This window comes from Streptomyces sp. Y1 (assembly GCF_041053115.1).
GTDB classification, from domain to species: domain Bacteria; phylum Actinomycetota; class Actinomycetes; order Streptomycetales; family Streptomycetaceae; genus Kitasatospora; species Kitasatospora rubellomurina.
On record NZ_CP163445.1, the window covers coordinates 6,050,272 to 6,064,083 of the forward strand.

Below are 13,812 nucleotides of genomic sequence, written 5' to 3' on the forward strand. Positions count from 1 at the left end.
CAGCTGGCCGCCAGTCTCCTGAAGTGAGTCCTATGACGCATTCCCTACAGAACCCAGTGCTCTGGGCTCTCCTCGTCGTCCTCCTCGGTGCGATCGCCGTCATTGTCCTCCAGCGCAGGGCGGCAGCGTCGACCCGCCAGGAGTTCGACGGGCTGAGAGCCCATTACGCCGCGTTGGAGAGCGATTTCTCGCAATCCGTCGAGGCGGCCCACGTGCGCGCCGACGAGGAGACCAAGACGGTCCTCAAGTCCGCGATGCGCACCCTCCAGGGCCTCGCCGCGGAGCAGCAGTTGGTCGTCTCCCGACTGCAGAGCAAGTACGGCGACTCGGTCATCCTGGAGGACCTCCTGGAGATCGACCACACGAACTCGCAGTTCGGCCGGCGGGCCCAGTCCATCGCGGTGCTCTGCGACGGCTGGCTCGGGCGCCAGCGCGAGGTGGCGTCGATCTACGACGTGGTGCGCAGCGCGCAGGGCCGGGTGCGGCACTTCCGGCGGGTGGAGATCCTCTCCCAGGTCGACTTCGGCATCACCAGCCGCGCCGTCGAACCGGTCGCGCTGGCACTCGCCGAACTGCTCGACAATGCTACCAGTTACTCCAGCCCCGACACGGTCGTGGAAATCAACATCCGCACCGTTCCGAAGGGCATTTGCATCGTCGTCGACGACGCCGGAATCGGCATGAACGACGAGGAGCGCGCCCGGGCGGAAAAGCTTCTGACGAGTGATCGGGTTTCCGGTGTCTCCGCACTCGGAAATCCGCCGCAATTCGGTTTCGCGGTGGTCGGCGTGCTCTGCGAGCGATTCGGCTTCGAGGTGTCCGTGGACTCCTCCTCGCCGTACGGCGGCGTCCGCGCGGTGCTCCTCCTGCCGCACGAACTCCTCACCGGCATGCCGGAGCTGAAGCCCGCGGCGCCGGCCCCGGCGGCCGCCGCCACCGGGCCCGCCGACCCGGCCCGGAACGGCTTCGAGACCAGCTCGGCCGTGCCCGCGACCGGCCCGGACGGCCTGCCCAAGCGCCGCCGCAAGCGCCCGATGGCCGTGGTGCCCAGCGCCCCGGCGACCGGCGCGCCCCAGGGCCCCGGCGGGCGGCAGGACTTCGCCCCGCAGGGCTACCCCACGCAGGGCTATGCCGAGCAGGCCCACCCCGAGCAGGGCTACCCCGCGCAGGCCTACGCCGCGCCGGCCTACCCCGGGCAGGGCTACGCAGCGCAGGGCCACGCGGCGCAGGGCTACGACACCCAGGGGCTCGGCGCTCCGGGCTCCGGTGCGCAGACCCGCTCCGGCGCCCGTTCCGGCGCGGAGACGGCGGCGATCATGGGTGCCTTCCAGCGAGGCACGCAGTCGGGTCGGGCGACGAATCCGAACGCCGCGGAAACGACGAGCAGCACACCTGCTGCAGGCAGTGAAGGACATGAGGTTCCGTGAACAACGATCTGTCATGGATGCTTGACAGTGCCTTGGAGATCCCCGGTGCCCTGCACGCCGTCCTGATATCCGCGGACGGCCTGCTGATGGCCCGGACGAAGGACTTCGACAAGGACGACGCGGACAGGGTCGCCGCCGGCATGAGCGGCGTGCAGTCGCTCAGCCGCTCGCTCGCCTTCTTCTGCAACGGCTCCAACCAGCAGTGGCGGCAGACCCTGGTCGAGTTCGACGGCGGCTGGGTCTTCCTGATCTCCGCGGGCGAGGGCGCCTACCTCGGCGTCTCCGCGTCCCCGGACGTCGACATGGCGGACATCACCTTCCGGATGCAGCAGCTCGTCGGCCAGCTGGGCAAGGCGCTGATGACGCCCCCGCGCGAGAATATCGGCGCGCGCCGATGACCACCCCGGACGAGCAGCCGTCCGAGGCGCCGCCGCTGGTGCGGCCGTACGTCATCACGAAGGGCCGCGGCCTGCCCGATGACGAGCAGTTGTCGCTGATCACCCTGGTGACGGCGGCGGACGACGAGCAGCGGCGGCCCACCCGCCGACTGACCCCGGAGGAACAGGGGCTGCTGGAGTTATGTGCCGCGGGCTACCTCACGGTGGCCGAACTCGCGGGACACACCCGGCTGCCCCTGGGGGTGGTGCGGATCCTGCTCTCGGGCCTGACGGAGGGCGGCTTCGTCATCGTCCGGCCGCCGGTCGAGCGTGCCTCCCTGGTGGATGCGCGAATCCTTGAGGAGGTGCTGAATGGACTCCAGGCCAAGTTTGGATGAGCGGGCCTACGTCCGCGGCGGGGAGACCCAGACTGCCGTCAAGATTCTGGTGGTCGGGCACTTCGCGGTGGGCAAGACGACCTTCATCGGGTCGATCTCCGAGATCACGCCGCTCTCCACCGAGGAGCGGATGACCCGGGCCGGCGAGGCGGTCGACGACCTCAAGGGCGTCAAGGGCAAGACCACCACGACCGTCGCGATGGACTTCGGGCGGCTGACCCTCAGCGACCGGGTCGTCCTCTACCTGTTCGGAACGCCCGGGCAGCTGCGTTTCGTGCAGATGTGGGAGGACATGGCCCGCGGCGCCCTCGGCGCGCTGGTGCTGGTCGACCCCGACCGGCTGGCGGACTCCTTCGCCGTGATCGACCTGATCGAGCAGTACGGGCTCGACTACGCGATCGCCGTCAACCGGTTCGACGGCACCCCGGTCTACGAGGAAGCGGCGCTGCGCGACGCCCTGGACCTCCTGGACGACACCCCCGTCGTCACCTGCGACGCCCGGGACGAGAAGTCCTCGGCCGACGCATTGATCACACTGGTCCGCCATCTGCTGGACCGTGCCAACTAGGAGCAGACATGGACGCTGAGTCCACCGCACTCGTGCCCCCGCCCGGGTGCCCCGCCCACGGCACCGGCGCCCGAATACCGCTGTACGGACCGGAGTTCGCGGCCGACCCGCACGCCTACTACGACTACATGCGGCAGTTCGGCGCGACCACGGCCGTCGAGCTCGCGCCGGGCGTCGAGGCGACCCTCGTCACGGACTACACCGCGGCGCTGCAGATGCTGCAGGACCCGGCCTCCTTCCGGAAGGACTCCCGCCGCTGGCGGGACCTCAAGGAGGGCCGCGTCCCCGCCGACAGCCCGGTCCTGCCGCTGCTGGCCTACCGGCCCAGCTGCATGTTCAGTGACGGCGTCGAGCACCTGCGGCTGCGTCAGGCCGTCACCGACAGCCTCGCCAGGGTGGACTCCCGCCGCCTCACCCAGCGCACCCAGCAGATCTCCGACTACCTGATCACCCAGTTCAGTTCGCGCGGCTCCGCCGACCTGGTCGGCGAGTACGCCAAGCAGCTCCCGCTGTTCGTGTTCACCGAACTCTTCGGCTGCCCCGCGGACATCGGCGACCGGGTGCTGTTCGGCATGTCCGGCATGTTCGACGGTGTCAACGCGGGCAAGGCGGCCGAGGTCCTGGTGCAGGCCACCGCCGACCTGGTGACCCTCAAGCGGACCAAGCCCGGCGACGACGTCACGTCCTGGCTGATGCAGCACGAGGCCGGCCTCAGCGACGAGGAGATGGCCCACCAGCTGGCGCTGCTGCTGGGCGCGGGCGCGGAGCCGCTGCGCAACCTGCTCGGCAACACCCTCCACCGGCTGCTCACCCACGACCAGTACGCCCACCGGGGCGGCCTGATCTCGGACGCCCTCGACGACACCCTGTGGGACAACCCGCCGCTGACCAACTTCCTCTGGCACTACCCCGCCGGCGACATGGAGTTCGCCGGGACGAAGCTCGGGACCGGCGAGCTGGTGATGGTCAGCATCGCGGCCGCCAACAACGACCGGGTGCTCACCGCCGCACGACAGTCGGGCAGCAACCGGGCGCACCTGTCGTTCGGCGCCGGCCCGCACGCCTGCCCGTCCAAGGAGATCGCCCGGCACATCATCGTGACGGCGGTCGAGAACCTGCTCAACCAGCTGCCGGACATCGAGCTCGCCGTCCCGTCGGACAGCCTCACCTGGCGCCCCGGCCCGTTCAGCCGGTCGCTGACGGCGCTGCCCACCCGGTTCACCTCGGTCCAGGCGGTGCAGCGGCCGACGACGCAGCAGTCCCGGCAGGAGAGCCCGGCCCGCGAGGAGTTCGTGGCCCCGCCCCGCAAGTCGGAGCGCGGAGGCCTGTGGAGCTCCTTCCTGTCCTGGCTGGCGAAATGACGAGCGGTAGACAGGCCTCCTGCGAGGCGGGGACGCTGGGCGCCCTCACGGCGGGCCAGCTGCAGCGGCTGTGCCGCGTCGCGGGCCTGGAGGCCCGCGACGCGGAGGGGTACGGGCAGGTCCTGCGCGAGTCGCTCGGTCTGGTGGCCGACCGGCCGCTGGACCTGCCGCCGCCGTACCGGACGTTCCTGTCCGACGACCACACGCCGGTGGAGTACTCGCTGTCCTTCCGGGCCGACGCGCCACCCACCCTGCGGGTGCTGCTGGAGCCGGGCTGCGGCGCGGCCGGGTGGGCGGAGAACGGCAAGATCGGGCTCGCCTTCGTCCGCGAGCTGGCCCGGCGCTGGGACTTCGACGCCGGCGGCCTGGACGAGGTGGAGGACCTGTTCTTCCCGTCCGAGCCGGCCGGGCCGCTGGCCCTGTGGTGCGCCCTGGAGCTGTGCTCCGGCGGCGTCCCCAAGGTCAAGGTGTACCTGAACCCCTCCGCGCGCGGCGCGGACCGGGCCGCCGAGACGCTCCGCGAGGCGCTGGAGCGGCTCGGCCACCGGCAGGCGTTCGCCTCGCTGCCGCCGGGTGACGGCTACCCCTTCCTCGCCATGGACCTCGGCGCCTGGGAGGCGCCCCGGCTCAAGGTGTACGTCCTGCACGCCGACCTCTCGGCCGCCGAGGCGACCGGCCTGTCCCGGATGCACGCCGGGCCGACGCCGGACATGGTCCGCGAGTTCTTCGCCACCGTCGCCGGCTTCGGGCGGGAGGAGGGCGACGGCACCCGGCTCGCCGGGCTGCCCGCGCAGTCCCACCACGCCTTCACCGACGTCGACGACGACCGGCCGAGCGGGTTCACCCTGTACATACCGGTCCGCGACTACGCGCCGCACGACGGCGAGGCCCTGGCCCGGGGCGTGGCCCTGTGCCGGCAGCACGGCATCGACCCGGCGCCGCTCGCGCAGGCGCTGACCGCCGTCACCGACCGGCGGCTGGAGGACGGCGCGGGCCTGATCTCCTACCTGGCCGTCAACCACCAGCGGGGCAGCCGGCCGAGGGTGACGGCCTACATCTCCTCGGAGGCGTACGCCGTCCGTCCGCCCGCCGGCGGTCGCTGACACACCGAGGGGCGCCGCCGGCGGCGCCCCTCCGGCGTCGGTCACACGGTGTGGGGCTCCCGCTGGAGTTCCCGCTGGTAGGGCACGACGTCGATCTGGACCGAGGCGCCGAGCCCGTGCCCGTAGCGCTCGGCGATGGACTCCAGGTAGGTGTCGATCTCCTGGCGCATGCCCTCGTAGGGCGGCAGCTCCGCCTCACCGGCGATCAGCCGCGCGACCCAGTCCGCCTGGGCCTCCAGGGAACGGGTCAGCGCGCCGACCGGGCGGATCAGGCCGACGAAGTACAGGCCGGGCCGCTCGGGCGCGACGATCCGCCGGTACAGCTCCACCCGGCCGCTCGGGCCGATCGGGCAGCCGTCCGCCAGGAACGGGTGGGCCATCCGGTAGCCGGTGCACCAGACGATGGCGTCCGCCTCGACCGTCGAGCCGTCGGCGAACCGGACCGACTCGCCGTCCAGGGCCGCGATCGCCGGCTTGGGGGTCACGGCGCCGTGGCGTATCCGGCTGAAGATCTCGTCGGAGACCGTCACGGCGGAGGAGAACAGCGGGTGGTCGGGCTCGGGGAGCCCGTAGTCCGACAGCCGTCCACGGGCGACGAGCAGGGCCTGCTCGATGTACTCGCGCCGCTCGGTCATCGACATCGCGGCGAACCAGGGGGCCTCCGCGATGATGTCGCAGGACATGCCGTACAGCTGCTTCGGGATGACGTGGAGCCCCCGGCGCACCGAGATGACGGTCTGCGCCGCGAAGCGGGACAGGTCCGCGGCGATGTCCACCGCGGACGGCCCCAGGCCCACCACGACCACCCGCCGGTCCTCGAACTCGCGGGCGTCGTGGTAGTCGATGGCGTGCAGCATGCGCCCGGTGAACGACCCGGCCCCGGCCGGCAGGGTGTCCGGCAGCAGCGGTTCGGCGTACGCCCCCGAGGCGACGATCACCCGCGCGAAGCGGCGGCAGAGCGTCTTCCCGTCGGAGCCCCGGCTGTCGACCAGCCAGGAGCCGTCCGAATCCTGTCGCACCGAAAGCACCTCGGTGCCGAATTCGATGTGCGGCAGCAGGCCCGCCCATTCGGCGAACGACCGCAGATAAGCGGCGACCTGGGTGTGCCGCGGATAGGCCGGATAGGAATCCGGCATCGGGAACGCGGCGAAGCCGGTCACTTCCTTCGCGGTGTTGATGTGCAGCGACCGATAACCGGGACCGCGCTCCCCGGCGCCGGGCTGCCGCCAGAGACCGCCGACCTCGGGCGCCCGCTCCAGGCCGACGAACCGGATTCCCCGACTCGCGAGGGCGTGTGCCGTCGCCAGCCCGGACGGCCCCGCACCGATGACGCACACCGGTGCCGTCCCGGGAGCGTCAGTGACGTACGGGCTGCTCAGGAAATCTCCCACGGGAACACCATCCGTCCTCTCCCCCCGGAATGATCGAAGCCCGCCGCGTACCGGCACTGAGCTGCGGAATCGGATGTCCCGGCCCGCCCGCTCCAGTGCCCGCCCGGTACCCGGCGAGCGATGCGGCCCCAGTAAACCGCAAGCGGTGCCGATCGAACAGTGATCGATTGCGATACGGAGAGTGTCCGGGCCGGAAACAGGCCGAGTCTGCTCGCCGGTTGGCTGGAATTCCTCACGGGTGCGGGTGGGGGAAAACGAAAAGCGGGCCAGGAGAATCTCCTGACCCGCTTCTTCGGTGTCCGAGGGGGGACTTGAACCCCCACGCCCGATAAAGGGCACTAGCACCTCAAGCTAGCGCGTCTGCCATTCCGCCACCCGGACGGGGTGTCGTCCTCGCGGCTTTCGATCTCTCGTCCGTCGCGCTGACAGATGTAACTGTAGCAAAGATCGGCTTGAGCTCCCAAAACGGCCCCCGGGCCCCCACCCGGGAGGGGTGGCGCGGGGGCGCTTCCGTGGCGGTCGTGTGACCTGGGGGTTTCGGGGCCGGGGAAGGGGGTGGATGCGGAGCGGGGGCTGGGGGAGGATGGGCGGACGTGCTCGTACGGCCCGGGCGGAGGTCCTGGGGGTGGCGCGCTGGCGCGCCGGTGCGGGCCCAAGACGAGGAGTGACCGTGAGCGAGCGGAGCGAGTCGGCGGCGCCGAAGGTGACGGCTGAGTCGGAGGTCGCCGAGATCTGTCGCGACCTGATCCGGATCGACACCAGCAACTACGGTGACGGTTCCGGCCCGGGCGAGCGCAAGGCGGCCGAGTACGTGGCCGAGCAGCTGGCCGAGTTCGGGCTCGAACCGCAGATCTTCGAATCGGCCAAGGGGCGGGCCTCGACGGTGGTCCGGATCGAGGGCGAGGACCGCTCCCGCCCCGGCCTGCTGATCCACGGCCACACCGACGTGGTGCCGGCCAACGCCGCGGACTGGACGTACGACCCCTTCGGCGGCGAGATCGCGGACGGCTGCGTCTGGGGGCGCGGCGCGGTCGACATGAAGGACATGGACGCGATGACCCTGGCGGTGGTCCGCGACCGGCTGCGCACCGGGCGCAAGCCCCCGCGCGACCTGGTGCTGGCCTTCCTCGCCGACGAGGAGGCCGGCGGCACCTACGGCGCGCGCTTCCTGGTGGACAAGCACCCGGAGCTGTTCGAGGGCGTGACCGAGGGCATCGGCGAGGTCGGCGGCTTCTCCTTCACCGTCAACGACCAGGCCCGGTTCTACCTGGTGGAGACGGCCGAGAAGGGCATGCACTGGATGCGCCTGACGGTCGAGGGCCGGGCCGGGCACGGCTCGATGGCGAACGACGACAACGCGATCACCGAGCTGTGCGAGGCGGTCGCCCGGCTCGGCCGCCACACCTTCCCGCTGCGGATCACCGACAGCGTCCGGGCCTTCCTGGACGAGCTGTCGGACGTGCTCGGGTACCGCCTGGACCCGGAGGACATGGACGAGGTGGTCCGCGTCCTCGGCGGCATCGCCAAGATGATCGGCACCACGTTCCGCAACACCGCCCAGCCGACCATGCTCGGCGCCGGCTACAAGGTGAACGTGATCCCCGGTCAGGCCACCGCGCACGTGGACGGGCGCTTCCTGCCCGGCTACGAGGAGGAGTTCCTGGCCGAGCTGGACAGCGTGCTCGGCCCGCGCGTCAAGCGGGAGAGCCTGCACTCGGACCGCGCGATCGAGACCTCCTTCGACGGTGCGCTGGTCGAGGCGATGCAGACCGCGCTGCGGGCGGAGGACCCGATCGCCCGCGCGGTGCCGTACTGCCTCTCCGGCGGGACGGACGCCAAGTCCTTCCAGGACCTGGGCATCCGCTGCTTCGGCTTCGCGCCGCTGCAGCTGCCGCCGGAACTGGACTTCGCCGGGATGTTCCACGGCGTGGACGAGCGGGTGCCGGTGGACGGGCTGAAGTTCGGCGTCCGGGTGCTGGACCGCTTCCTCGACGCCTGCTGATCGCGCGACGCCCACTGATCACGCGACTCGGTCGGCCCGCTCCCGGAGTGCCGGGGGCGGGCCGTTCGCATTGTCGGAGTGCCTGATGGTGGGACGGGATGAGGGAGATCAACAGAAACGATTCTGCCCGAAGTTCCGGGCCGCTCATTCGTGCGAGGCCTCACCGTTGCGGGTGAATGGCAAATCTGTTCCGTACCCCGTTTGCCGCAGCGTCGTTCATTCCTGTGCAGCCCGCCGAACGGGTTGCGTTGTCCATACAGGAGGAATGATGAAGGTCAAGAAGATCGCCGCTGTCGCCGCCGCCACCGGTGGCCTGGTGCTCGCCGCCGCCGGTGCGGCCTCCGCCACCGGCGGTGCCGGTGCCGAGGGTGTGGCCGCCGGCTCCCCGGGCGTCGTGTCCGGCAACCAGATCCAGGTTCCGGTCCACGTCCCGCTGAACCTGTGCGGCAACACCGTCAGCGTGATCGGCGTGCTGAACCCGGCGTTCGGCAACCACTGCGCCAACTTCTGAGCCGGCTTCCGGGTCGCTGAGGCCTGTTGAGCGGACACACTCCAGCCCCCGGGCGGCGGACGCGCCGTGCCGGGGGCGTTCGCCCGTCCGGGGCCTGGCGGTTCCGTGCGAGTGCGGTGTTCGCTCGATCGGGTGAAGACGCTTCATTCGGCCCAACCTCCCCGTTGGCCCCTCGTTAACTCCTGTGCAGTCGAAGACCTTGCGTGATTTCCGGATATACGGAAATTCCGACTTTCCGACAGGTCATGTCAACCGACAGGCCGGTTCGCGAAGGGGACGAGCCAAGGTCGCCACGTCGTCTCGAAAACGTCAGGGGAAAACATGAGGAATGTAGCCAAGAAGGGGCTCCTCACGGCCGTGGCCACCGGCAGCGTGCTGGCCTCGACCGCCGGCTACGCCTACGCGGGCGCCGAGGCGCAAGGCACTGCGACGGGCTCGCCCGGCGTCGCCTCGGGGAACTCGGTCCAGGTGCCGGTCGAAGTACCGGTCAACGCCTGCGGCAACACCGTCGACGTGATCGGCGCGCTCAACCCGGCCTTCGCCAACCGCTGCGCCAACGCGAGCGGCGGCCGCCACGCCGCGCCGGCGCCCGCCCAGGGCGGCCAGCAGGGCGGCGGCTCCGGCCAGGGCTCCAGCACCGGCGGCAGCCGGACCACCACCGCCGGCTCCTCCGCCTCCGGCACCGCGGCGGGCTCGCCCGGTGTGCTCTCCGGCAACAGCGTCCAGGCCCCGGTGCACGTCCCGGTCAACGCCTGCGGCAACTCCGTGAACGTGGTCGGCGCCGGCAACCCGGCGTTCGGCAACAGCTGCGGCAACGTCGCCGCGCCCGCGCCGTCCCCGGCGCCGACCGACGACTGCCCCGAGGGCCACACCCCGCCCGCCACCACCCCGCCGTCGACCGGCCCGACCACCCCGGGCAGCGGGCGCGGCGGCGGACCGTCCGGCGGCGCCACGCCCAGCACCCCGGCCGCGCCGGTGAGCGCGGTCGGCGCCGACACCTCCGGCCCGACCGGCGGCACCCAGGCCGCCCCGGCCGCCGCCCGCACCGCCGGATCGAACACCGCCGTCGGCGGCCAGCTGGCCTCCACCGGCGCCGGCGACGTGGAACTGCTCGGCGCCGCCGGCCTCGCCCTGCTGCTGGGCGGCGGCGTGCTCTACCGCCGCACCCGCGCCGGCGCCCGCTGACAGGAGAGCGCCCGGTCCGCAACGCGACGCGCCCGCGGCCACCCGTTCACCGGGTGGCCGCGGGCGCGTGCGTGCTCGACGCCCCGACCGTCACCAGCTGCGGACCTGCCGGATGATCCTGCGCTTCAGCCGGACCGTCCGACTGCCGTCCGGGAACAGCCGCAGTCGGTCCAGCTCCCAGTGCCCGTACTCGGCGTGCTCGGTGAGCAGTTGGCGCGCCGCGTTGCGCGTGGTACCGCGCGGCATGCGCAGCGACTGGTACTCGTACTCCGGCTGCCGGACCGTCTTCGGTGGGGTCAAAACGCTCCTCCTGAGGATCAACTGCACGCAAGCCTACGGCCTGCCCCCGACAGCCGGTCCGGGTATTTCCGGCCGTCCTCCGGCGGGCCGGGGAGCGGCCGGGCGGCCCGGACCCGACCACCCGACTGACAGTTCATCAGTTCTGTTGCGCCTGTGGAGGGGATACCCCGATCCCGGCGCGCGAAGCGACATCCGGACGGCCCCGCACGGCCCGTCGTGCGCCCCCTCGCGCCGCCCCGGCGCCCTCCGGGTGCGGGGACAGAACGGACCGGATCGGACATCAGGGGGGAAGTTGCGGTGAAATCGCGGGTGTAGGCGACAACCGCTGTGCGTACTCGCGCCGTGGGGAGATAGCGTCTGCACCATGTCTGATGCCGCGCAGCCCACCATTGCCGAGGTACGCGCCGCCGCCGAGGCGGTCAAGGCCGCCATCGACCGTCATCTGGAAGCGGTGTCAAGCCCCAGCGCAGCGGATGATCCCGCTGTGTCCGCCGCCTACGAGCAGCTCGCGACGGCGGCCATCGCCTACGACCAACTCCTCTACGAGGTCTACGACGAGGTCACCCCCTTCGAGATCCCCGGGGACGAGGGGCCGGGTGGCTACCACGGCCCCGAACAGCCCGAGGCGATCAGCGTGTTGATCCGCCGCGACTACCACGTGGTCGACCCCGAGCGGCTGCGCGCCCAGGCGGAGCGGCTCGACGAGACGCTGACCCCGGGCGGGGCCGGCGGCGTCAACGCCGCGCTCGGCGTGCTGTTCGGCGAGTACGAGCCGGACGAGATCGCCGCCCGCAGCGAGGAGTTCGGCCTGGAGGAGGCGGACTCGACGCTGTGGGTCGCCGCGGCCGAGCCGACCGAGCCGGGGGAGTGGCTGCCCGAGCCCTTCGAGCACGCCGATCCGCAGCTGCTGATCTGCCGGTTCGACGTGAGCGAGGTCTACGACGACGAGGAGCCGGAGGACTGAGCTCGCACTGCTGAGCCAGGACAGCCCCCGGACGCGACGGGCGGGCCCCCGAGGAGGCGGGCCCGCCCGTCGCGCGCGTTCGGATCAGCCCTCCGGGACGGCGTTCTCGGCCAGGATCGCCCGGAGCCGGGTGGTGCGCGGCTGCGCCGGGCGCTCGGCGACGGCCTGGGCGAGCGCCGGGCCGGCCGCGTGCACCACCGACAAGTGCCGCTCGCCCCGGCCGAAGGCCGTGTACACCCACTGCCGGGTGAGCGCCGGGCCGGCGTCCTCCGGCAGCACGACCACCGCGCCGGGCCAGCGGCGGCCGAGCGCCTGGTGGACGGTCAGCGCCCAGCCGTGCCGCAGCCGGCCGGCCTCGGCCGGCGGGACGGTCCGGCGCGAGCCGTCCGCGTACTTCAGGTGCAGCCCGCTCGCGTCGCCGTCCAGCACCCGCGCCGCGCGGGTGACGCCGGGCGCGGGGGAGTCGACCACCCGGTCGCCCGGGTCGAAGCCGCCGAACCGGCCGGGGCCGGGGTTCAGCCGGGCCTTGGCGGCGGCGTTCAGCGCCCGCGTGCCGCCCGGGCCGCCGTGGCCCGGGGTGAGCAGCACCACCTGCTCGGCCGGGATGCCGAGTGCGCGCGGGATGGAGTCGGTGAGCAGCTGGATCGCCCGGTGGACGGCCTCGGCGCCGTCCTTGGCGGTCAGGAGGACCACCTCCTTGTCCGGCGCTTCGACCGGCTGCAGCTCGCCGACGCCGACCCCGGAGACCAGCTCGCCGATCGGGCCGAAGTCCGGGGTGCGGGAGGCGACCGCCGGGCAGGCCCTGGCGGCCAGCAGGTCGGCGAAGAACCGGCCGGGGCCGGGCGACCAGAGCTGGCCCGGGTCGCCGCTGAGGACGAGCCGGGTGCCGTCGGCGATCGACTCCAGCACGGTGGCGGCCAGTTCGACGTCCAGCAGGGGCGCGTCCAGGACGACGAGCAGGTCGAGCGCCAGCGTGCCGTCCGGGGCGCGGCCGGGGCCGGCGGAGCCGGACAGCAGCTCGGCGAGGGTGACCACCGGGGTGTCGGCGGCCCCGCCGAGCGCGGCGAAGGAGTCCCGGCCCTGGTCGGTCCAGGTGGCGGCCCAGGCCCGCAGGCCGAGGCCGGTGGCGGCGGCGACCAGCGCGGCCGGTTCGGCGCGGGCGGCCTCGCCGCCGGTGTGCAGCACCAGGGCGGCGTCGGCGACGGCCCGGATCAGGGCCTTGGCGGAGGAGGAGGGCGCGGCTTCGGCGGCGGCCTCCCAGGCGGCCGGGCCGGGAGCGGCGGGGGTGCCCTCCCGGTCGGACTCCTCCGGCTCCTCCGACTCCTCCGGCTCCTCGGATCCCGCCGGCGCCTCGGTCGTGTCCTCGGTCGTGTCCTCGGCCGTGTCCTCGCCCGGGACGAAGGTGGCCATCAGCTGGAGCAGCTTCTCGGCGAGGCTGTCCTCCGCCATCGCCGGCCCCTCCAGCGCGAGCAGGGTCCGGGTCGGCGCCTCCTCCTCGTCGTCGCCCTGCGAGCCGTGGGCCTCGGCGCCGGTCAGCTCCTCCTGGAAGGACAGCACCTGCCCGTCCAGCACGGCGGCCGCGATCGCTCCGGCCGGGTCGGGCACCCGGAGCCGGCCGAGCTCGGCCGCCACCTCGGTGAGCTCCAGGGCCGAGTTCCCGCGGAAGGTCGCCTGGGCCAGCAGCCACACCACCAGCGCGCCGGCGCGGCGCGGGTCGTCGGGCCGGGCCTCGGCGCCGAGCAGGCCGCGGGCGAAGCCGTCCGCGTGCTCCGGGCGGACCCCGGGCAGGCCGAGCACCGCCCACGGGTCCTCGCGCAGCCGTTCGGCGGCGTCGTTCCCGAGGGCGGTCACGGCCGGTGCCGCGAGCTCGGCGGGGGCGCCGCCGGCGGCCAGCACCTCGGCGACGGCCCGGAGCGCGTCGCCGTCCGCCGGAGCGGGTGCGGCGGGCCGGGCCGGGGCGGGTGCGGCCGGCCGGGGCACGGCCGGGGCGGGCGCCGGCGCCTTCGGTTCCGCCGCCTCGGCGGCCTCGGCGGTCTCGCCGGCTTCAGCGGCTTCGTCGGCCTCCGGCGCCCCCGTCGGCTCCGGGAGGACGACCGGCGGGGGCGTGCCCGCCTTCTTGAACGGCGCCATCCCCCGGATCTGCTCCGCCAGCTGCGCGAATTTCGCCGCCTTCTCGGCGTCCCCGGGAGCGCCGCCGCCCGTCTCAGTCATCGTCGTCCGCTCCA

13 protein-coding genes and 1 tRNA gene are annotated in these 13,812 nt (G+C 73.0%); 10 read left to right on the forward strand and 4 right to left on the reverse strand.

The features are described 5' to 3' along the window. The first annotated feature begins 32 nt into the window (after positions 1-32). Genes AB2U05_RS26425 through AB2U05_RS26450 form a run of 6 tightly spaced genes read left to right on the forward strand, consistent with a single transcriptional unit; the run spans position 33 to position 5,234 of the window. Positions 33-1,427 carry a sensor histidine kinase KdpD gene (locus tag AB2U05_RS26425; protein ID WP_045697485.1) on the forward strand — a complete coding sequence of 465 codons (1,395 nt, stop codon included), beginning with the start codon at positions 33-35 and terminating at the stop codon, positions 1,425-1,427. Continuing rightward, on the forward strand, positions 1,424-1,825 hold the full coding sequence (locus AB2U05_RS26430) for a roadblock/LC7 domain-containing protein (protein ID WP_045697487.1): 402 nt from the start codon (positions 1,424-1,426) through the stop codon (positions 1,823-1,825). Before AB2U05_RS26425 ends, AB2U05_RS26430 begins: the two co-directional genes overlap by 4 nt. Continuing rightward, positions 1,822-2,202 carry a DUF742 domain-containing protein gene (locus tag AB2U05_RS26435; protein WP_045697489.1) on the forward strand — a complete coding sequence of 127 codons (381 nt, stop codon included), beginning with the start codon at positions 1,822-1,824 and terminating at the stop codon, positions 2,200-2,202. The genes AB2U05_RS26430 and AB2U05_RS26435 overlap by 4 nt, the downstream gene beginning before the upstream one ends. Next, positions 2,177-2,770 carry an ATP/GTP-binding protein gene (locus tag AB2U05_RS26440; protein ID WP_045697491.1) on the forward strand — a complete coding sequence of 198 codons (594 nt, stop codon included), beginning with the start codon at positions 2,177-2,179 and terminating at the stop codon, positions 2,768-2,770. Before AB2U05_RS26435 ends, AB2U05_RS26440 begins: the two co-directional genes overlap by 26 nt. A gap of 8 nt (positions 2,771-2,778) precedes the next feature. After that, the gene (locus tag AB2U05_RS26445) at positions 2,779-4,131 is read left to right on the forward strand and encodes a cytochrome P450 (RefSeq protein WP_045697493.1); all 1,353 of its coding nucleotides are present in this window, start codon (positions 2,779-2,781) and stop codon (positions 4,129-4,131) included. After that, the gene (locus AB2U05_RS26450) at positions 4,128-5,234 is read left to right on the forward strand and encodes a tryptophan dimethylallyltransferase family protein (RefSeq protein ID WP_369184450.1); all 1,107 of its coding nucleotides are present in this window, start codon (positions 4,128-4,130) and stop codon (positions 5,232-5,234) included. The genes AB2U05_RS26445 and AB2U05_RS26450 overlap by 4 nt, the downstream gene beginning before the upstream one ends. A gap of 41 nt (positions 5,235-5,275) precedes the next feature. Here the strand turns inward: AB2U05_RS26450 and AB2U05_RS26455 are convergent, their stop codons facing one another. Together AB2U05_RS26455 and AB2U05_RS26460 are read right to left on the reverse strand one after the other, a co-directional pair. Continuing rightward, positions 5,276-6,625: an NAD(P)/FAD-dependent oxidoreductase gene (locus AB2U05_RS26455; protein ID WP_244178814.1), complete on the reverse strand. Its 1,350-nt coding sequence runs from the start codon at positions 6,623-6,625 to the stop codon at positions 5,276-5,278. A 296-nt stretch (positions 6,626-6,921) separates the two neighbouring features. Next, positions 6,922-7,006 (reverse strand) — tRNA-Leu (locus AB2U05_RS26460). A gap of 289 nt (positions 7,007-7,295) precedes the next feature. Here AB2U05_RS26460 and AB2U05_RS26465 point away from each other — a divergent pair. The 3 genes from AB2U05_RS26465 (at position 7,296) to AB2U05_RS26475 (ending at position 10,323) form a co-directional block, all read left to right on the forward strand. After that, positions 7,296-8,627: a M20/M25/M40 family metallo-hydrolase gene (locus AB2U05_RS26465; RefSeq protein ID WP_045697607.1), complete on the forward strand. Its 1,332-nt coding sequence runs from the start codon at positions 7,296-7,298 to the stop codon at positions 8,625-8,627. Between the two features lie 268 nt (positions 8,628-8,895). After that, entirely contained in the window at positions 8,896-9,138 is a 243-nt protein-coding gene (locus AB2U05_RS26470; RefSeq protein ID WP_244178815.1) for a chaplin, read from the forward strand. Between the two features lie 321 nt (positions 9,139-9,459). Continuing rightward, on the forward strand, positions 9,460-10,323 hold the full coding sequence (locus tag AB2U05_RS26475) for a chaplin (RefSeq protein WP_369184451.1): 864 nt from the start codon (positions 9,460-9,462) through the stop codon (positions 10,321-10,323). A gap of 90 nt (positions 10,324-10,413) precedes the next feature. Here AB2U05_RS26475 and AB2U05_RS26480 read toward each other — a convergent pair whose 3' ends face one another. After that, positions 10,414-10,623: a DUF5703 family protein gene (locus tag AB2U05_RS26480; RefSeq protein WP_045697500.1), complete on the reverse strand. Its 210-nt coding sequence runs from the start codon at positions 10,621-10,623 to the stop codon at positions 10,414-10,416. Between the two features lie 364 nt (positions 10,624-10,987). Between AB2U05_RS26480 and AB2U05_RS26485 the strand changes: the two genes are divergently transcribed. Further along, positions 10,988-11,587: a hypothetical protein gene (locus AB2U05_RS26485; RefSeq protein ID WP_045697501.1), complete on the forward strand. Its 600-nt coding sequence runs from the start codon at positions 10,988-10,990 to the stop codon at positions 11,585-11,587. An 84-nt stretch (positions 11,588-11,671) separates the two neighbouring features. On the opposite strand, the gene AB2U05_RS26490 is transcribed toward AB2U05_RS26485, so the two are convergent. Continuing rightward, entirely contained in the window at positions 11,672-13,798 is a 2,127-nt protein-coding gene (locus AB2U05_RS26490) for a helix-hairpin-helix domain-containing protein (protein ID WP_369184452.1), read from the reverse strand. Between the last annotated feature and the right edge of the window lie 14 nt (positions 13,799-13,812).